This window comes from Flavobacterium sp. RSB2_4_14 (assembly GCF_051547085.1).
GTDB lineage: Bacteria > Bacteroidota > Bacteroidia > Flavobacteriales > Flavobacteriaceae > Flavobacterium.
Window position 1 is genome coordinate 84,795 of sequence record NZ_JBPTTL010000002.1, and the last position, 18,497, is coordinate 103,291.

Below are 18,497 nucleotides of genomic sequence, written 5' to 3' on the forward strand. Positions count from 1 at the left end.
TAATTATGACAAAATATTATATAGTTTCAATAGATTCATTAATCACAACTTTTTCACGAGTTGAATCTGGAAAAGTATTTGATTTTATTATAAAGACAGAAAATACTAATCTTGAAGATGAAGTAATAGCTGTTGGTGATAAAATTTTAGCAACAATAGAAGATAGAGTGTACTATGATTTTGTAGTAAAAGAAGTTTCTAATGATGCATTAAAACTTGAAAAAGCTTTTGAAATTGCTAAAAGTATTGGTTTTAATATTGAACCTATTGGTTCTTTTGAAAAAGTTGATAAAGAAAAATACGAAGATATTTGTACTCGTTTATTTTCAGACTATAACAATATTAGTGCAGCCCCAATTGAAAAAGTTAATGTTGAGAATTTAAAAGAAAATTTTGCAGATTGGTTTATTAAACTAGATAAGGTTAAGCATAATTATTTTACTGACTCTTTCGGATCGAACAGAGATAAGCTTTTAGAACAATTAACCAAATATGATACTATATATAAAGAACAATTTGGAACATCTGTATTTAGCTTGCCACAAAATGAAATCAGAGAGTTTATTAATGAATTAGAAAGTAATCTCTATAGTGATAAAGGAGAATTTTATGAGTTTAGTCTAAAAACCTCAACCCATATGCCTAGAGCAATTCTTGGTAAAAATAACTACTTAAGATTTCTAAAGGAACTTTTTATAGAATCAAAAAAAACCTCAGCAAAATCTCCAAAAGTTACACCTATAAATAAAATATATTTTGGTGCACCTGGTACTGGAAAATCATTCAGAATTACACAAGATTTAAAAGATGTAGACACAATATTTCAGAAAAGAATAACTTTTCATCCTGAATATGATAATTCATCATTTGTTGGTGGTTATAAACCCGTAACTGATAGCAAAGGAGAGATTAAATATGAATTTGTCCCACAGATCTTTACAAATATTTATGTAGAGGCTTGTAATGATCCTATTCATCAATATTACTTAATTATTGAAGAAATAAATAGAGGGAATTGTGCAGAAATATTTGGTGAATTATTTCAATTATTAGATCGTGATGAAAATTATAAAATTACTCCATCTAATGAACTTATAATTTTTTTAAACGAAAGCATTTCAAATTCTAAATATTATAATAATGGTGAAATGCTATTACCAGATAATTTAAGTATACTAGCAACTATGAATACTTCTGACCAATCATTATTTCCAATGGATAGTGCATTTAAAAGACGTTGGGATTGGGAGTATATTCCCATTTGTTACGAATCCAGAGACGATTTTGGAAAAATAAATGATTCTAATGATTTTGAAATCGATATAGAAGATGGCGAAAAATATAGCTGGATAGAATTCATAAAAAAAGTCAACTTAAATCATATAAAGAACAACCGTTCTTTAGGCATGGATAAATGCATTGGAAATTACTTTATTAAACCTGATAATAATAAGACAATTTCACTAAAACCATTTATTAATAAAGTTATTTTTTACCTATGGAATGATGTTTTTAAAGATGAAGATAATGAAGTTTTTGAAGAAACCTCATATGAAGACTTTTACCCAATTGAAATAAATGGTAAAAAGAAAATTAAAGAGTTGTTTGAAAGAATTAAATTAAGCCCAATAAAATCTAAACCTATAGAAATTATAGAAGAAGATACTCCATTAAGACGAGTTGCAGAAGAGGAAGAAGAAATAGGTTCATAGATGAAAATCCTCATAGAGAATGAAATATATCCAATAGAAATACTTGAAGAAGTATTTGATGATCCAAAGTTTTATAAACAAAACGGATTGGAAGGGATGATTACGTCTGTAGGTTATTATCATTCATTTGAGAAAAACAGTCTAGTTTTTATGCTTCCAAAAGTCTTTATGAGAGATAATGACAAAACAGTATTCGGTTGTAAAAAAAATGAATTGGTTGATTTAATTAAAAACGAATCAGTAAAACACAAAACACAATACAATTGGGTTCGTCAATTATCAGTTCATTTCTACAATAGTTTATCTGAATTTAAAAAAAGGAATAATGATACATCTATTATTCATAATACCGAGACATTTGAATTAAACACCAATTTAGGGGATAAAGAATATTCGTATCTTGACTTCTTATTGAGTTTTGTGAACTTTTATAAAAAGAACAAACAACAGATATTATTCAAACACATAGAGTTTGTTTCCAATCAAGCTAAAAAACCAAAATGGGAAAAAACCATAAGAAAGTCTTTGCCTTTACTATTAAATGGAAAAACCCCTATTTATACTGAAATAAGAAACAAGAAAAAAATCATTAATACCGAAGAGGAATTGTTAACTTATTTCTTTTCTATATTAAATCACTTAAATAAACAACACAATCTAAATCTGAAAATTGATAAATCTTTTAACCTAATTGAAGGCAATTCTTTTGAAAGATTATGTGAAAACGGTAGAACTAAACTAAGAAAAATAAAATACCGTTATTTCAATGATATTTTAAAGAAAATGTATGTTTTATGTGAATTGTACTTCTCGCAATTTGACAAAAGTAGCATCAAAAGAAAAAAAGAAGATTTCTTAGCGATAAGCAACTATAACTTAGTGTTTGAAGATATGATTGATAAATTATTCTCGGATAAATTAAATGAATTAGAGGTAGATGGTATCACAATTGAGAAACTAAAACACAATGATGATGGTAAAATTATTGACCATATATACGATTATAAATCATTAATCGATACAAGTGATATTTTTTATATAGGTGACTCTAAATATTATAAATCAGAATCTACTTTGGGAAAAGTTTCAAAATACAAACAGTTTACATATGCCAAAAATGTGATTCAATTTAATATAGATATACTCAATAAAAACAAACAAATTCAAACAAGTAGTTTGAGGTATAGAGATATTATAACAGAAGGATATAATATTTCACCCAATTTCTTTATTTATGGATATATTGATGATGTGTCAAATTATGATTTGCATTCTATTTATAAAAAAGGAGAACCTAAAGCATCCTATCATTTTAAAGAGAGATTATTTGATAGAGATACATTATTTGTTCACCAATATAAAATTAATTTTTTATATGTTTTAAAAGCCTATACCCACTTTAACGAAACAGAAATAGAATCTTTTAGAAAAGAGGTGAAAGAAACTTTTCGAAATAACTTTGTGAAGTTCTTTAATGATAGTAAAGCTTGTGGCTTTGAATTATATGAAGCTATATTTAATGTAGAAGATTACCCAACATTCATTGAAACACATTTTAAAAAACTAAATGGTAAATGCTTTTGTACAATTGACAATAGACTTTTACTTGCAAGGCATAATTCTGACACCTCGGTTGATAGTTTGCTTGACAATTTTAGACTATTAAAAGAATTAGAATGAATGTAATTTTCACTTGTTTTTACAAATAACTCATTACTATATTAAAGCATGGTTTTATAGTACAAATAATAAATCAATTTTAAAAACCTCAAATTACTATTTTTCGTAATTATAGTTTTCATATTATATCTTAATTAACAACAACTTAAATTTAAATAAATGGCAAGATTACCCATTAGTATAAAAAAAATTAAAACATCACAAGCTAGCTATAATGGATCAAAAATTGAAACTACATCTTTTATGGTCACACTCTCAGATAGATATGAAGCATGGGATAAGTGTCTTTTAGTAGGTCATAGAGATTTAGAAATATTAAGAGATGAAATAAATGCAGTTCTTAGTTCTCAGACTACTGCTGAAAAATTGAATGTTACAGAAGAGCAAGGCAAAATAATGGACCAACATCACAAGGAAGACCCGATGTGTAAAGGTTGTGAATATAAATTAAGTCAATCTTGTAGAGTTTGTTTATTTACATTACAAAGTCCATTGGAACGTAAATTATATTTAGAGCTTAAAAAAAATCATATTAGATTTGATGTACAACACGGATTGAATTGGGCAGGAGAAACTATTTCTATCGAAGGGAAAAGTTATGGTAATGAGAAAAATAATTTTAAAGAAGTTCTAACAGTTGTGGATTTTCATATCACAAAAAAAGACACTAAATTATGTGTTTATACCGATGGTCATACTTATCATGAAAGAACTGAAGAGCAAGCACAAAGAGATAGAAATATAGATAGAAAACTGCAAGAACTAGATTTTAATGTGTTGCGTTATACTGGTAAAGAAGTAAATGAAAATATGTCCAAAATAATTAGTGATATTAAAAAATGGATTACTTAATAATATTCGATGGAATTGAACTAAAAACGAGAGGAATGTTCCTTTCGGTTTTTTGTTGCTTAGTTTGAAGAGATGCCTCTCTCTCTACATAGCCCTTCGATAAGCTAAGTTCCGTTCTCCTTTTGCTCGGGTCATTTTTTGCAGAGCCAAAAACACTCAGGGTGACGTGGGGTGATGGTGTATTATAAATCTGTATCAAAAAAAGCTGAATAAATTACCCTACTCTCAAAAGTTTCCCTATCTCAAAACAACTATAAAATAATCAAAAATAATTTTATATTTACAAAACCAACCAACCTCGTATGGAAACCAATAAGTATTATACCCTAGCCAAAATCGTTTTATTGATACCCTTAGTAACGGGTTTGCTGACCGTGGTGGACCTCTTTTTACCACTACAAAAAATGACCACCACCGTAGCGCGCAAAAATAGTAGCGAGCGTCAACGCTTTGGTACTACTACCTACTCTATTGATTTTACCAACAATAACGACCAGTTTACAGCAGAGATTTATAATGCGGTTACCGTGTCTGATACTGTTGTGCTTGAAACGCTTTATCTCAGCAAAGAAGTGAAGACACTACAAGTACAAAACAGCTCGGCTATTCTTGAAAACAACACCAGCGAAATCTATTTTCAAATGGGTATGGCATTGGCTTTTATTGGTTTTGGGAGCTTCTTTTTACGGAAAGCGTATTATACCAACAAAAATTATAGGTACATCATTATAGTAAGCCTCATTAGTTTTTTTAGTTTGATTAGAATTATAACTTTAAATTGTTAACACCATGACTATGTCTAAAAAAGAATGGCTATTCCTCATCACAATTGTCATAATATTATTCACCATCGACCCAGTGTATGCTGGTCCTGGTGGCACGGTTGCCAAAGCCTTTTTTAAAACTTGGTGGGGAAAAATGATATTGGTGGTCTTGACCATCGTATTGCTACCGCTCATCATTTATGTGCGTTTGGTAGAATATAGAAAAGAAAGGAAGATTAAAAAAATCTTAGCCCAACTAAGCCTTGAGCACAAAGAATTCAGTTGGTTACAGTTGCAAAAAGAATTCACCAATATCATCAGACGGGTTTATAATGCTTGGACTAATGAGGATATGAGTGAGGTAAAAGGGTATGTCAACCATTGGTATTGGCAAAACCAACAAAGTGTTTATTTAGACCAATGGAAAAGAGAAAACCTAAAGAATGTATCCAATTTGAGGGATATTGAAAAAATTAGACCTTTATACCTTGAGCTTACCGCAGCACCTAACTTTGAAGGTTCCCGCATTGCTATCGCAATAGATGTAGTTGCGGAAGACTACCTGAAAGATCGAGACACGAATAAGATTGTACAAGGGAAATCGGGGTATGAAAGTTTGGAATACGTTTGGTTTTTAGAATACACCGAAGGCAAATGGCTATTGGATGAAATAAGAGAAGGTGGATTGTCACTTGAAATTGCCAAAACACCCAATGTTATTCCAGAAACTATGGGCATTACTGTGTAACCTTAAACCATTGTCCTATGGCACTAGACCACACCCGCAAGCTTCCTATTTATCAAAAAGCCGAACTACTCTACCGACTGGTGGAAAGCTTAATCGCCACACTACCGGAAGATGATGAGTATATCCAAGACACCAAACACTTCATGCGTGAAGATGCCATGATGATACCTGCCAAAATAGCGGGTGCTGAAGGTGGGGATTTGTACAGCATCCGAATGCAAAATGCCGCTATCATTAGGGATCATGCCATGCACTTGTATGTGCAAGTGGGCAGTTTAAGGTTTCATGAAACGTATAAAAACCTAGAGTATGTCAAACTCATTCGCTCCGAAATAGACGCTTTCCGATTGCTGTTTATAGAATGGGTTGAAGGTTTTGATACTGATAATCACATTTGGGATGATTGGGGATTGTTCAATCCGCCGGGTGCTATTCCGCCCAGTGATGCTGACCATTATAGCGATGATGATTTTGATGATGATGATTTTTTGGATGATGAGGAAGAGTGATGCTCAATAGAAAAACCCTCTCTTGGTTGAGCGCTGATAGGTCGCTCCGCTGAGTTATACTAATAGTAAAGACTATAATAAATCAGCTAAAAACATCGAATTGGTTATTTTAAACACATAGAGACATAGATTTTAATGAAATAAAGAAAGGCGTTTTACTTTAGGATAGTTAATCATAGCTATATGAACTCAAAACCCGAGTGGTAGTATACAGGCGTAGCAATTGGTCTATTTTTTTCTATGTTTCTATGTGTTTTTTATTTACTAATTTTAAATTTATAGTATTTTTATCTAACGGGTTCCATTTAAATCACATACCATGAAACTACTTTTCTTTTTTTTCTTCCTTGCCTTTGCTCCTATCTCCTATTCGCAAACCATTACATTGGATAGCATTGCAAAATATGAGGGGAAAACAGTTACCGTTTGTGAGGCAGTGCAAAGCACTTTTCAAACTAAAAGCGACAGTAAAGTTACTTATCTTAACTTTGGTAAACCTTATCCTAATCATAGTTTTTCGGTTGTTATTTTTGGAAAAGATTTAAAGAATTTTGACTATGACCCGATGGTTTATTTGAAAAAAAAGAATGTTTGTGTTACTGGTGAGGTTAGTATTTATAAGGAGAAACCACAAATTATTGTTACCTCTTCAAAACAGATTACTGTTAAAGAATAAGAGGTTGAATGGGTTTAGCGTGACAATTTTTATGAGATGCTTCCTTAGTCAGCATGACAAGTTTGGGGTGATGTGTTTGGATGGTGTGCTAGATTCCCGCCTGCGCGGGAATGACAAGAATGGGGATTTTGTGAAACATTCACGTTTGTGTTTCGGAAGAAATTTTATCTTTGATAGAAAATAATACAACGGGGATGCTGAAAACCGAATAGAGTAAGCACCAACTAACAACCAAAATCATGACAACTGCACAAAACATTAAAGTGATTGAAACTGCATACAACGCTTTTGCCACTGGCGATATGCCCTCTTTTTTGGGATTAATGCATCCCCAAATCACATGGAACGAAGCCGAAAGTAATTCGCTTGCCGATGGTAATCCCTATATTGGTCCGAATGCGATTTTAGAAGGTGTTTTTGGTCGTCTGGGAGCAAACCACGAGAGCTTTGGATTGCAGGGTGTTAAAATCCACGGCATGGATAATAACATGGTCTTAGTGACGCTGCGTTATGATGCTAAAGTGAGAGCGACTGGAAAAAGTTATAATGCACAAGCCGCACACCTGTGGACGCTAAATCATGAAGGGAAAATTAGTGCGTTTCAGCAATATGTAGATACTAAGAAGTTGGCAGACGCTGAACAGTAATTATTTTGGAACCCTTATAAAAGAGAACATTTTTTGTCTAAATTTGCTTTATGGGAATAGTTGACCGAAATATAGAAGACTTGAAAAGGCTTTGTACCTTGTACAATGTAGAAAAGATGTATCTATTTGGTTCGGCACTAAATTCAAACTTCAATAAAGAAAGTGATATTGATTTTCTTGTAAAATTTAAATCCATTGAGTTGTCGACTTATTTTGATAATTATATGGATTTCAAAGATAATTTGGAAAAACTATTTGGACGTGAAGTTGACTTAGTTGAAGAACAAACGCTAAGAAATCCTATCTTACTAAACTCCATAAACAAAACTAAAGAGCTTATTTATGGATGAAAGAATTCTTAAATGGCTTTACGATATTAAAATGTGCATTGACGAAATTGACAGCTTTTTCATAGAAGAAGAAAAAGATTTTTTCAAGTACAGGAATAACTTAATGCTTAAAAGAGCTGTCGAAAGAAATCTTGAGATTATTGGTGAAGCAGTAAACAGAATAATAATACGAGACAATTCTTTTACTGAAAAAATCAGTAATGCAAAAGCAATTATCGGACTGAGAAATCAAGTAATACATGCTTATGACACTATTTCTGATGAGAATATTTGGTCCATTTTGATAAATCATCTTCCTAAATTAAAACTCGAAGTTGATGCGTTAATCATAAAGAACGAAAAATAAATAGCGAAGATAAAGTCTCCTTAGCTTTCTACTACTTACTAACAACCTAAAACAAGGGACGCAATCACCTTCCGTACCGACACAAAACCAATCGCATCCAAATCAATTTCACTTCGCTTAATCCAAACCAATTGCTGAATTTCATCTTCGGCAGTAATCGAAACATCAGCTCGTTCCAAAGCACATCCATAGAAAATATCCATAGTTCGATACGCTACATTTTTATACACGTAATGATTTGGTGCTGTGGTAATATAACGCAAATCAGTTAAAGTAATAGCCAAACCTAATTCTTCTTTAATTTCTCTACAAGCTGCTTCCTCCGCCGTTTCGTTAGGATCGATAAAACCGCCGGGCAAATCAAGTTTCCCTGCATCAGGCGCTACTTTTCGAACGGTAAAAAGAATTGAATCTTCAAAAGTAAAAACTACCGCTACAGCCGCAGCAATGTTATGATACAAAACAAAATCGCAGTCCTTACAATGCAACTTGAAGTTGTTATCATAGGTGAAGTTTTTGCTGGAGCAATTGGGACAGTATTGGAAAAAGTTGGTTTCGGTGGGCATAATTACTATTTTCCAAACACAGTGTTTTCTTGTTCCGTTACTCGAATGAAAGTGGTTCGTTTGGTCAGTTCTTTTAATTTGGAAGCTCCTACATAGGTACACGTGCTGCGAATGCCACCCAAGATGTCGTGCAAGGTATCAATCACCTCGCCTTTAAAAGGCACTTGCACGGTTTTGCCCTCGCTGGCTCTATATTCTGCCACACCACCCACGTGTTTTTTCATCGCTGTCTCTGAACTCATGCCGTAAAACTGTTTGTACTTTTCGCCATTCACCTCTACGAGTTTTCCACCGCTTTCATTATGTCCGGCTAGCATTCCGCCTAGCATAACAAAATCAGCGCCCGCACCAAAAGCTTTCGCCACATCACCTGGTGTAGCACAACCACCATCGCTAATGATGTGTCCGCCTAATCCATGTGCTGCATCGGCACATTCAATAATAGCCGAAAGTTGCGGATACCCTACTCCTGTTTTTACTCTTGTAGTACACACCGAACCAGGACCAATGCCTACTTTTACAATATCGGCACCTTCAAGTAATAACTCTTCTACCATCTCGCCCGTTACTACATTGCCTGCAATAATAACTTTGTCGGGATATTGCTTACGCGCTTGGCGTAGAAACCCAACAAAATGCTCGGAATAGCCATTGGCCACATCAATACAAATGAATTTCAATTGCGGAAAGTGACTGAATATCTCGTCCATTTTTTTAAAATCGTGCTTGCCTGTTCCTGTACTCACGGCAATATAGTTGTAAATATCAGCAGGTGCTTGGTTTAAAAAAGCCTGCCATTGTGCCAAAGAATAATGTTTGTGAATGGCGGTAAATAGCTTCTCTTTTGCCAATGCCAATGCCATTTCAAAAGTACCTACTGTATCCATGTTTGCCGCCATAATAGGAATGCCTGTCCAAGTGTGGGTACTGTGTAAAAATTTAAATTCACGTTCCAAAGACACTTGTGCTCTACTGTTGAGGTTGGAGCGTTTGGGTCTTATCATGACATCTTTAAATCCCAGTTTTAGGTCGGTTTCTATTCTCATAAGGGTGGTTTTACATTGCTATCAAATGTATTACTTTAGGGAATGATGTGGTTGAAAAAATGTGATTGTTCGATTGAATTTTATTAACAATTGTTAGTAATCAAACTAAGGGTTCTCGATACAATTTTCTATTTCAAAAACTAGCGTTTTTAAATTAGAAAATCACTCGAACTGACGTTAGTGGTAAAGACAGACATCCTGAATACGTCACTTCGAGTGATTTTTGGAATAGCAAACGTGAGTTTGTTATTTTAAAAATAGTATCGAGAAGCTATAAAAAATAGTATTTTTACATTATGCAACAATCCTATGTATATATTCTTAAATGTGCCGACACTACTTTTTACACTGGTGTGACTAGTAATTTAACTCAACGTATGTTTCAGCATGAAATCGGGTTTTATCCTGATTGTTATACAGCTAAAAGACGACCTGTCGAGTTAGTTTTTTATGCCGAGTTTACAGATATTAATTTTGCTATTGAAAAAGAAAAGCAAATCAAAAAATGGTCAAGAGCTAAGAAATTAGCTTTGATAAATGATGATTTTGATGCATTGCCTAATCTTGCTAAAAAAAATTTTGATAAATAAAAAAATTACCATTTCTACTGAACAAAAAGTCGATGATTAATTGAACTTATTACGTTTCTATAGGTTCTCGATACAATTTTCTATTTTAAAAACTAAGCGTTTTTAAAATAAAAAATCACTCGAACTGACGATAGTGGAAAAAGCAAAAGCATTCACAGTTATAGTGGTTTTTATTAGTAGTTTTACACTCAAATTTTAAAGTATGCATTCAGATTATATCGCAGACCAAGAATTCAAAGACGAATTTTTCCTTGACGCTGATATTAAGTTCAAAGAATATGAAAATTGTACGTTTCGCTATTGCGATTTTACTGATTGTACTTTTCAAACCGTCACTTTTGTAGATTGCAACTTCTTTGATTGCAATTTTAAAGACACCAAAATCAATTATGTTTCCCTACGTGGCGTATGGTTTACCAAATGCAATTTTACTGCAGTGAACTTTGCCATGACCGACCAAGTGATATTTGAATTTCATTTCAAGGATTGTTTGCTGGATTATGCTCAATTTTATGCCTTGAAAATGAAGAAAATGCAATTCATCAATTGCAGTATGATAGCCGTTGATTTCATGGCAAGTGATTTAACTGAAGTATTTTTTGATAATTGTAATCTGAGAAGAGCTGTTTTTATAGACACTATAGCTAACAAAGCCGATTTTTCTACCAGTTATGATTACACCATTGACCCTGAAAAGAATAAACTCAAGAAAGCTATTTTTTCTACTGATGGTTTGAAAGGATTGTTGCAGAAGTATGATATTGTGGTGAAGTGAAAATACGAGGTACGAGGTTCGAGGTACAAAGTACAAAGTGGGAAGTGTTGAAGGTGAATTATATTATACATTAATTTTTTTTAAACCACATAGATTCATAGGATTTATTAAAAACAATAAGACGTTTCACTTTAGAATAGTAAGCCATAGCTTTGTGAACCAATAATTGGTCTAGTATCTCTTTTTTTCTATGCCTCTATTTTGTTTTTATAATGAATTTCAGTTGATAAAACCAATCCCATAAATTATATTATTCTGCCATCTTCCATCGTAATGGTTCGTTGGGTTCGTTGAGCAAAATCAGTATCGTGGGTTACAATTAGGAGTGTTTGATTGTTTTCTTCGGTTAATTTATGGAAAATATCAAAAACTAAATCACTGTTTTTCTTATCCAAATTTCCTGTTGGCTCATCACCCATAATAATCAAAGGATTGTTGATTAAAGCTCTGGCAATGGCTACGCGTTGCTTTTGTCCACCACTTAGTTGATTGGGCATTTTTAAGGCTTGGTCTTCCATATCCAAAGTTCGCAGGTGTTCCATGGCATTATATTCGATTTCTTTTTCGGTGAGTTTACTGAGTTTCATTCCTGGCAACATGACGTTTTTCAATACATTGTATTCCGCTAACAAGTAATGAAACTGAAATACAAACCCTATTTTTTCGTTTCTGATTTGCGCCAATTCCTTATCGGGTTTTCCAGTAATCAATTCGTCGTGGATATACAATTGCCCTTCATAATCGGTATCCATGGTGGAGAGCAAATACAACAAAGTCGATTTCCCACAACCCGATTTTCCTACGATTGAAACAAATTCGCCATGGTCTATACTCATGCTGATTTCTTTCAATACTTGAAACTTGATAGGGTCATAAAAGTATTTGGTTAACTTTTTGGTTTCTAAAACTATGTTGCTCATGCTTACTTTTTATAAATGTGGCTAGTTCTCATTTTCCTCTAATAATTTCAACTGGATCAATTTTACTCGCTTTTATGGCAGGCAACAACCCAGCAATAAAAGTGGTGATGATAGCAAATGAAATTCCTATTACATAAAACATCGGGTTATAATTGATGGGATAGGTCGAAATAGTGGGCAAAGCTGCTGTGTTGAAAGGAATGTTGTCAATGATTTTGGTGAAAACATAACCAAATAGCAAACCAAATATGCCGCCTGTAGTTCCAATGATTAAGGATAACGAAATAAAAATCCATTTGACATCTTTTCCCGAAAATCCGGTTGCTTTGAGTATGGCAATACTATCCATCTTTTCAAATATCATCATATTCAAAATATTGTAAATCCCAAAACCTGCTACAATCAACAAGACAATTCCCACGGCATAGGAAATGATGCTTCTTACTGAACTTCCAGTTTCAAATTGGGAGTTGGCGGTTTGATAATCAATTGTATCTAAATTAAATTTATAATGAAATTCCTTTGACACCGCTGGTGCAGTGGTAATATCGTATAGTTTTATTTGAATATCGGTGATATAATTAGTGGCTTCGCCCAATAATTTTTGTGCAGTTTCTAAAGAGGTGTAACTGCTAATATCATCAATCTCGGAGATACCAATTTGAGATATGCCTATAATTTTCAATGATGCTAAGTTTCCTTTGGCTGTTGTGATTTTGATAATATCGCCTTTTACTAAAAGCATTTTGTCTGCCAATCCTTTTCCAATGATGATACTATTATTTTGGTCTAAATCAACGATATTACCTTCAATTATATAATCGCTTATCTTGAATAGCTTTTCTTCGGCAGTTACATCAATGCCATTTATCACTCCCGAAATTTCAATGGTTCCTGAATTAAAAAACACAGGGGTTGTTATTTTAGGCGCTACATCGATAATGCGTTGGTCTTGCTTCAAGAAATGTACAATGGCTTTACTGTTGTAGATGGCTTTGCCTCTATCCTTTGGTTTTACAGAGGAAATAAAATTAACATCATTTTTATAGTTTTCTGAAAGCGAAATAGGTTGATTTTCAGATGGTTTAATCTCGTTATATAAACGAACATGAGGCGTACGATTGAGCATCAATCCATCGAGTAAATCGTTCAATCCATTCATAAAACTGACTAAGGCAATAAACATAGCAATTCCAAAAGTTACACCTACAGCAGCGACAATGGTTTGTTTCAATCGTGCCCGAAGCAAGTGTATGGCAATATTTAGAATAAGTTTGAAATTCATTATTTAGGTTTGTAAATGGTTTCACCTGCGGTTAGCCCATCGAGAATTTCTACGTTTTGATAATCGTTTAGTCCAATTTTTACTTGACGCTTTTCGTCTTCATTTACCAAAACATATTTGTTGTCTATCAAATAGCTTTTAGGAATCGTCAAGACATTCTTTTTGGTTTGAACAATGATATTGGCTTCGGCTGTTAGATTGGGATATAATTTTGCTGGTGGATGGTCAAAATGCGCTTCAATTTTAAAGGTTCGAGAGCGTTCGTCCATGATAGGATAAATTTTATCCACTTTGGCTTCAAATACTTTGCCTTTATAACTGTCCAGTGTCACGACTATTTTCTGTCCAACAATCACTTTTACCATATCGTTTTCGTCCACATCGAGTTCGAGCAAGTACTTATTTTTCTCTCCAATAACCGCCAATGGCATTTGAGGTGTAACCAGCGTTCCTTCTTTAACCAGTACATCAAACAATTCACCCGAAAAAGCACTTTTAACGTCAAAATCACTTTGTGATTTTTTACTTATTTTAAGGTTGATGCTGTTTCTGTTTTGGTCGTTTTTTAATTGTGCCTTCAATTGTGACAATTGTTTTAACGTAGACTCATAATTGGATTTCGAATTTTTATACGCCAGTTCGACACGTTCGTATTCAACTTCGGAAATGATGTTGTATTTCTTAATGTTTTTGTTGCGATTATAAACTGATTGGTCTAGTGCTAATTTATCTCTTGCCATTTGTACTTTGGTTTCCATATCGGCAATTTTATCTTGTATATACCGATTCTTTTCATCGCTTAATTGGTACGCCAAGCGCGCATTTTCAGTATTGAGCGATGCTTTATCGCTTTCTATTTGAAATAAAGTTTGCCCTGCCACTATGGTTTGTCCTGCAGTGACATTTATTTTCTGCAACACACCACTAACGGTAGCGTACACAGTATATTGATTTTCGGATTTTATCACACCCGAAGCATAGACACTTTCGGTAATAGTTCCCAGCGTGGGTTGTATTTCTTCACCTTCTTTTTTGGAACAAGAAACTACAAGAAGAACCATCGAGAGACAAAAGACTTTCACTACTTTCATTAGAAAATGTATTGCATTAAGTTACTCAAATTTACAACATAATCAAGTGTTTTAAATAGATTTTTACATAAAAAAACCTCCAAGAGCTAACTCTTGAAGGTGTATTTAAAAATTCGTAAAGTGATTTAGAAAACGAAAATAGCTCTTTCGCTCATCATTTCGTTTACTTCATCGGCAACTTGTTCGATAACCGCTTCATTGGTATGGTTCATCAATACTCTATCAATCAACTCCACTATGGTTTCCATATCACTTTCCACCAAACCACGCGTAGTTATTGCTGGTGTTCCTATACGAATTCCTGAAGTTACAAAAGGCGATTTATCATCAAATGGCACCATATTTTTATTTACTGTAATCTCTGCTTTAACCAATGCATTTTCAGCTTCCTTACCTGTGATGTTTTTATTTCTTAAATCTATCAACATCATGTGGTTATCTGTTCCACCCGAAATTAAATCATATCCTCTTTTCATAAAAGCTTCTGCCATTGCTTTGGCATTTTTTTGCACTTGCATAGAATAATGGAAAAACTCATCGGTTAGTGCTTCTCCAAAGGCTACTGCTTTTGCAGCAATAATGTGCATCAATGGTCCGCCTTGATTACCTGGGAAAACTGCCAAGTCTAATAAAGAAGACATCATTCTGATTTCTCCTTTTGGTGTAGTTAATCCCCATGGGTTTTCAAAATCTTTACCCATCATTATTAATCCACCTCTTGGGCCACGTAATGTTTTATGAGTAGTGGTTGTTACAATATGACAATGCGGCATAGGATCGTTCATTAGTCCTTTGGCAATCAATCCTGATGGATGGGAAATATCAGCTAATAATAAAGCGCCAACACTATCAGCAATTACTCTAAAACGCTCAAAATCCATGTCTCTACAATAAGCAGAAGCACCTGCAATAATCATTTTAGGTTGTTCGCGCAACGCAATTTCTTGGATTTTATCATAGTCAAAACGGCCTGTTTCCTTTTCAACACCATAAAAACTTGGTGTATATAATTTACCAGAAAAGTTTACTGGCGAACCGTGAGTTAAATGACCACCGTGTGATAAATCAAAACCTAAGATTTTGTCACCTGGTTTTAAACAAGCAGAAAACACTGCTGTATTGGCTTGTGAACCAGAGTGTGGTTGTACATTGGCATATGCTGCACCAAATAAAGCTTTGGCTCTATCTATGGCAATTTGTTCTACTACATCTACTACTTCACAACCACCATAATATCTTTTACCAGGATAGCCTTCAGCGTATTTATTGGTTAAAACAGAACCTGCAGCTTCCATCACTTCATCACTTACAAAGTTCTCTGAAGCAATGAGTTCAATTCCGTGAATTTGTCTTTCTTGTTCCTCAAGAATAAGGTCAAAAATTTGTTCGTCGCGTTGCATTTGAAAATATTTCGTTAAATTGAGGTCAAAATTACAAAAATCGTTTGGTAAATTAATAGTTAATGATATATTTGATTACTAATTTTTCAACAACTTTTATTCACAACATCATGCCCATTACGACCAATAGTTCCAATCGAAAATCATGGCTTACAGTCCACGAAAACAGTGACTTCCCTATTCAAAATATTCCTTTCGGAGTTTTTTTAACCAAAGAAGATGTAATTACCATTGGAACAAGAATCGGTGATTATGCCATCGATTTGGGTGCTTTGCAGCAGTTAGATTATTTTGAGGGTATCGATTTGACCGATGATATGTTCATGCAAGATACTTTGAATGATTTTATTTCTGATGGGAAAAAAACATGGCGTTTGGTTCGAAATCGCATTGGCGATATTTTTGATAGTAACAATCCAAAACTAAGGGATAACCCTGAGCACCGTGATATAGTCATTTTTAATATGGAAGATGTAGAGATGCAACTTCCTGTTTTGATAGGTGATTACACCGATTTTTATTCGAGTAAAGAACATGCTACTAATGTGGGTAAAATGTTTCGTGATCCCGATAATGCGTTGTTGCCTAACTGGCTTCACATTCCTGTAGGTTACCACGGAAGAAGTTCTACTATTATTCCATCGGGAATTCCTATTCACAGACCGATGGGACAAACGTTACCTAACGGTGAAACCACGCCTGTATTTGGTCCGTCACGATTAGTTGATTTTGAATTGGAAACCGCTTTCATCACTACTGATGCCAATATCATGGGGGAAAACATTCCTATTAATGAAGCCGAAGATTATATTTTCGGGATGGTTTTATTAAACGATTGGAGTGCGAGAGATATTCAAAAATGGGAATATGTGCCATTAGGACCTTTTTTAGCCAAAAACTTTGCGTCCTCTATTTCACCTTGGATTGTAACTATGGATGCTTTAGAACCATTTAGAACAAAAGGGCCAACACAAGAGCCAACACCTCTTCCCTATTTACAACAAAAAGGAAAACATGCTTTCGATATTAATTTGGAAGTTTATATCGAACCAGAAAATGCAGAAGGAACTTTGGTTTCTAAATCCAATTTTAAATACATGTATTGGTCAATGTGTCAACAATTGGCACATCATACTTCTAATGGTTGTCGTGTCAACTCAGGCGATATGATGGGTTCGGGTACTATTTCAGGACCAACGCCAGACAGTTTTGGATCTATGCTCGAATTGACTTGGGGTGGAAAAAATCCAATAGTTCTTAAAGATGGAACAGAACGTAAGTTTATTAATGATAACGATACCGTTACTATTAAAGGATATTGTCAAAATAGAACAGTGAGAATAGGTTTTGGAGAAGTTACTACTAAATTATTGCCGCCTTTTGTTAGAAAATAATTTTCAATAGCAATTACAAAAAACAACTACAATAAAAATATAGCAATTACAATTTAAAATAAAATGAAAAATACAGCTTTAACACACATTCACGAAAGTTTAAACGCCAAAATGGTGCCTTTTGCGGGCTATAATATGCCGGTGCAATATGAAGGTGTAAATGCCGAACATGAAACCGTGCGCAATGGTGTGGGCGTTTTTGATGTGTCACACATGGGGGAATTTTTACTTTCGGGAGAAAATGCCTTGGCGCTTATTCAAAAAGTAACTTCCAATGATGCGTCAGTACTAGAAATTGGTCGTGCTCAATATTCTTGTTTGCCTAATAATGATGGCGGTATTGTAGATGATTTAATTGTCTACCGAATGAAAGAAAACCAATATTTATTGGTGGTTAACGCCTCTAATATTGACAAAGACTGGAATTGGATTTCGTCGCACAATGATTTAGGTGTGGATATGAAAAACATTTCCGAAGAGTATTCTTTGCTTGCTATTCAAGGACCAAAAGCCGTGGAAGCGATGCAATCGTTAACATCCGTTGATTTATCGTCTATCAAATATTATCATTTTGAAGTAGCTGATTTTGCTGGAGTAGCAGAGGTTATCATTTCGGCAACTGGTTATACAGGTTCGGGTGGCTTTGAGATTTATTGCAAAAATTCAGATGCTGAACACGTTTGGAATAAAGTTTTTGAAGCGGGAAAATCATTTGGTATTAAACCTATTGGTTTGGCAGCACGTGATACGTTGCGATTGGAAATGGGTTTCTGTTTGTATGGCAATGACATCAACGATACTACTTCGCCTTTAGAAGCTGGATTGGGTTGGATTACCAAATTTACTAAAGAATTTACCAATTCAGAAAATCTGAAAAAACAGAAAGAAGCTGGCGTTACGAGAAAATTAGTAGGTTTTGAATTAATCGAAAGAGGTATTCCGCGTCATGATTATGAAATTGTAGATGCTGATGGTAACAATATTGGTATAGTAACTTCGGGAACCATGGCTCCAACGGTTGGCAAAGGAATTGGAATGGGTTATGTGAAAACAGAATTTTCAGCAGTTGACAGTGAAATCTATATTCAAATCAGAAATAATAAAGTAAAAGCTAAAGTAGTTAAGCTTCCTTTTTATAAAAAATAA

20 protein-coding genes are annotated in these 18,497 nt (G+C 33.9%); 14 read left to right on the forward strand and 6 right to left on the reverse strand.

Annotation, left to right across the window (positions count from 1 at the left end; translation table 11 throughout):
- The first annotated feature begins 5 nt into the window (after window positions 1-5).
- The 10 genes from ACSVH2_RS06430 (at window position 6) to ACSVH2_RS06475 (ending at window position 8,284) form a co-directional block, all read left to right on the forward strand.
- Window positions 6-1,712, forward strand: a complete 1,707-nt coding sequence (locus ACSVH2_RS06430; protein ID WP_438092340.1) for an McrB family protein — start codon at window positions 6-8, stop codon at window positions 1,710-1,712.
- Entirely contained in the window at window positions 1,713-3,392 is a 1,680-nt protein-coding gene (locus ACSVH2_RS06435; protein WP_438092341.1) for a hypothetical protein, read from the forward strand.
- A 243-nt stretch (window positions 3,393-3,635) separates the two neighbouring features.
- Complete coding sequence (locus ACSVH2_RS06440) at window positions 3,636-4,244, forward strand: DUF559 domain-containing protein (RefSeq protein WP_438092342.1); 609 nt, start codon at window positions 3,636-3,638, stop codon at window positions 4,242-4,244.
- Between the two features lie 404 nt (window positions 4,245-4,648).
- A complete protein-coding gene (locus ACSVH2_RS06445) occupies window positions 4,649-5,029 on the forward strand; it encodes a hypothetical protein (RefSeq protein WP_438092343.1) in 381 nt (126 codons plus the stop codon).
- A gap of 10 nt (window positions 5,030-5,039) precedes the next feature.
- On the forward strand, window positions 5,040-5,756 hold the full coding sequence (locus tag ACSVH2_RS06450) for a hypothetical protein (protein WP_438092344.1): 717 nt from the start codon (window positions 5,040-5,042) through the stop codon (window positions 5,754-5,756).
- An 80-nt stretch (window positions 5,757-5,836) separates the two neighbouring features.
- A complete protein-coding gene (locus ACSVH2_RS06455; RefSeq protein ID WP_438092345.1) occupies window positions 5,837-6,265 on the forward strand; it encodes a hypothetical protein in 429 nt (142 codons plus the stop codon).
- 319 nt (window positions 6,266-6,584) lie between these two features.
- Entirely contained in the window at window positions 6,585-6,941 is a 357-nt protein-coding gene (locus tag ACSVH2_RS06460) for a hypothetical protein (RefSeq protein WP_438092346.1), read from the forward strand.
- A 239-nt stretch (window positions 6,942-7,180) separates the two neighbouring features.
- Window positions 7,181-7,588: a nuclear transport factor 2 family protein gene (locus ACSVH2_RS06465; RefSeq protein ID WP_438092347.1), complete on the forward strand. Its 408-nt coding sequence runs from the start codon at window positions 7,181-7,183 to the stop codon at window positions 7,586-7,588.
- A gap of 50 nt (window positions 7,589-7,638) precedes the next feature.
- Window positions 7,639-7,938, forward strand: coding sequence for a nucleotidyltransferase family protein (locus ACSVH2_RS06470; RefSeq protein ID WP_438092348.1), 300 nt, complete (start codon window positions 7,639-7,641; stop codon window positions 7,936-7,938).
- Window positions 7,939-7,969: 31 nt separating this feature from the next.
- Entirely contained in the window at window positions 7,970-8,284 is a 315-nt protein-coding gene (locus ACSVH2_RS06475; protein WP_438092349.1) for a HepT-like ribonuclease domain-containing protein, read from the forward strand.
- Window positions 8,285-8,322: 38 nt separating this feature from the next.
- Here the strand turns inward: ACSVH2_RS06475 and ACSVH2_RS06480 are convergent, their stop codons facing one another.
- Both ACSVH2_RS06480 and ACSVH2_RS06485 read right to left on the reverse strand, forming a co-directional pair.
- Window positions 8,323-8,850, reverse strand: coding sequence for an NUDIX hydrolase (locus tag ACSVH2_RS06480; protein ID WP_438092350.1), 528 nt, complete (start codon window positions 8,848-8,850; stop codon window positions 8,323-8,325).
- A gap of 5 nt (window positions 8,851-8,855) precedes the next feature.
- A complete protein-coding gene (locus ACSVH2_RS06485; RefSeq protein ID WP_438092351.1) occupies window positions 8,856-9,896 on the reverse strand; it encodes a GMP reductase in 1,041 nt (346 codons plus the stop codon).
- A gap of 296 nt (window positions 9,897-10,192) precedes the next feature.
- On the opposite strand from ACSVH2_RS06485, the gene ACSVH2_RS06490 reads away from it, so the two are divergent.
- Both ACSVH2_RS06490 and ACSVH2_RS06495 read left to right on the forward strand, forming a co-directional pair.
- Window positions 10,193-10,486: a GIY-YIG nuclease family protein gene (locus ACSVH2_RS06490; RefSeq protein ID WP_438092352.1), complete on the forward strand. Its 294-nt coding sequence runs from the start codon at window positions 10,193-10,195 to the stop codon at window positions 10,484-10,486.
- Window positions 10,487-10,688: 202 nt separating this feature from the next.
- Window positions 10,689-11,261, forward strand: a complete 573-nt coding sequence (locus ACSVH2_RS06495; RefSeq protein WP_438092353.1) for a pentapeptide repeat-containing protein — start codon at window positions 10,689-10,691, stop codon at window positions 11,259-11,261.
- Between the two features lie 245 nt (window positions 11,262-11,506).
- Here the strand turns inward: ACSVH2_RS06495 and ACSVH2_RS06500 are convergent, their stop codons facing one another.
- The 4 genes from ACSVH2_RS06500 to glyA all read right to left on the reverse strand — a co-directional run bounded on the left by ACSVH2_RS06500 (window position 11,507) and on the right by glyA (window position 15,957).
- Window positions 11,507-12,181 (reverse strand): ABC transporter ATP-binding protein, encoded by a 675-nt coding sequence (locus tag ACSVH2_RS06500; protein WP_438092354.1) that lies wholly within the window; start codon window positions 12,179-12,181, stop codon window positions 11,507-11,509.
- Window positions 12,182-12,209: 28 nt separating this feature from the next.
- Complete coding sequence (locus tag ACSVH2_RS06505; RefSeq protein WP_438092355.1) at window positions 12,210-13,466, reverse strand: ABC transporter permease; 1,257 nt, start codon at window positions 13,464-13,466, stop codon at window positions 12,210-12,212.
- Window positions 13,466-14,557, reverse strand: a complete 1,092-nt coding sequence (locus ACSVH2_RS06510; protein WP_438092356.1) for an efflux RND transporter periplasmic adaptor subunit — start codon at window positions 14,555-14,557, stop codon at window positions 13,466-13,468. The genes ACSVH2_RS06505 and ACSVH2_RS06510 overlap by 1 nt, the downstream gene beginning before the upstream one ends.
- A 125-nt stretch (window positions 14,558-14,682) precedes the next feature.
- The gene (glyA, locus tag ACSVH2_RS06515; RefSeq protein ID WP_438092357.1) at window positions 14,683-15,957 is read right to left on the reverse strand and encodes a serine hydroxymethyltransferase; all 1,275 of its coding nucleotides are present in this window, start codon (window positions 15,955-15,957) and stop codon (window positions 14,683-14,685) included.
- A 110-nt stretch (window positions 15,958-16,067) separates the two neighbouring features.
- Between glyA and fahA the strand changes: the two genes are divergently transcribed.
- Window positions 16,068-17,351 (forward strand): fumarylacetoacetase, encoded by a 1,284-nt coding sequence (gene fahA / locus ACSVH2_RS06520; RefSeq protein ID WP_438092583.1) that lies wholly within the window; start codon window positions 16,068-16,070, stop codon window positions 17,349-17,351.
- A 63-nt stretch (window positions 17,352-17,414) separates the two neighbouring features.
- Window positions 17,415-18,497: a glycine cleavage system aminomethyltransferase GcvT gene (gene gcvT / locus ACSVH2_RS06525; protein WP_438092358.1), complete on the forward strand. Its 1,083-nt coding sequence runs from the start codon at window positions 17,415-17,417 to the stop codon at window positions 18,495-18,497.

Excerpts from the sequence above, each read along its gene's own strand:
- ACSVH2_RS06430 (WP_438092340.1), top strand. The coding sequence starts at position 6 with ATGACAAAATATTATATAGTTTCAATAGATTCATTAATCACAACTTTT.
- ACSVH2_RS06435 (WP_438092341.1), top strand. The coding sequence starts at position 1,713 with ATGAAAATCCTCATAGAGAATGAAATATATCCAATAGAAATACTTGAA.
- ACSVH2_RS06440 (WP_438092342.1), top strand. The coding sequence starts at position 3,636 with ATGGTCACACTCTCAGATAGATATGAAGCATGGGATAAGTGTCTTTTA.
- ACSVH2_RS06445 (WP_438092343.1), top strand. The coding sequence starts at position 4,649 with ATGACCACCACCGTAGCGCGCAAAAATAGTAGCGAGCGTCAACGCTTT.
- ACSVH2_RS06450 (WP_438092344.1), top strand. The coding sequence starts at position 5,040 with ATGTCTAAAAAAGAATGGCTATTCCTCATCACAATTGTCATAATATTA.
- ACSVH2_RS06460 (WP_438092346.1), top strand. The coding sequence starts at position 6,585 with ATGAAACTACTTTTCTTTTTTTTCTTCCTTGCCTTTGCTCCTATCTCC.
- ACSVH2_RS06465 (WP_438092347.1), top strand. The coding sequence starts at position 7,181 with ATGACAACTGCACAAAACATTAAAGTGATTGAAACTGCATACAACGCT.
- ACSVH2_RS06470 (WP_438092348.1), top strand. The coding sequence starts at position 7,639 with ATGGGAATAGTTGACCGAAATATAGAAGACTTGAAAAGGCTTTGTACC.
- ACSVH2_RS06475 (WP_438092349.1), top strand. The coding sequence starts at position 7,970 with ATGTGCATTGACGAAATTGACAGCTTTTTCATAGAAGAAGAAAAAGAT.
- ACSVH2_RS06480 (WP_438092350.1), bottom strand. The coding sequence starts at position 8,850 with ATGCCCACCGAAACCAACTTTTTCCAATACTGTCCCAATTGCTCCAGC.
- ACSVH2_RS06485 (WP_438092351.1), bottom strand. The coding sequence starts at position 9,896 with ATGAGAATAGAAACCGACCTAAAACTGGGATTTAAAGATGTCATGATA.
- ACSVH2_RS06490 (WP_438092352.1), top strand. The coding sequence starts at position 10,193 with ATGCAACAATCCTATGTATATATTCTTAAATGTGCCGACACTACTTTT.
- ACSVH2_RS06495 (WP_438092353.1), top strand. The coding sequence starts at position 10,689 with ATGCATTCAGATTATATCGCAGACCAAGAATTCAAAGACGAATTTTTC.
- ACSVH2_RS06500 (WP_438092354.1), bottom strand. The coding sequence starts at position 12,181 with ATGAGCAACATAGTTTTAGAAACCAAAAAGTTAACCAAATACTTTTAT.
- ACSVH2_RS06505 (WP_438092355.1), bottom strand. The coding sequence starts at position 13,466 with ATGAATTTCAAACTTATTCTAAATATTGCCATACACTTGCTTCGGGCA.
- ACSVH2_RS06510 (WP_438092356.1), bottom strand. The coding sequence starts at position 14,557 with ATGAAAGTAGTGAAAGTCTTTTGTCTCTCGATGGTTCTTCTTGTAGTT.
- glyA (WP_438092357.1), bottom strand. The coding sequence starts at position 15,957 with ATGCAACGCGACGAACAAATTTTTGACCTTATTCTTGAGGAACAAGAA.
- fahA (WP_438092583.1), top strand. The coding sequence starts at position 16,068 with ATGCCCATTACGACCAATAGTTCCAATCGAAAATCATGGCTTACAGTC.
- gcvT (WP_438092358.1), top strand. The coding sequence starts at position 17,415 with ATGAAAAATACAGCTTTAACACACATTCACGAAAGTTTAAACGCCAAA.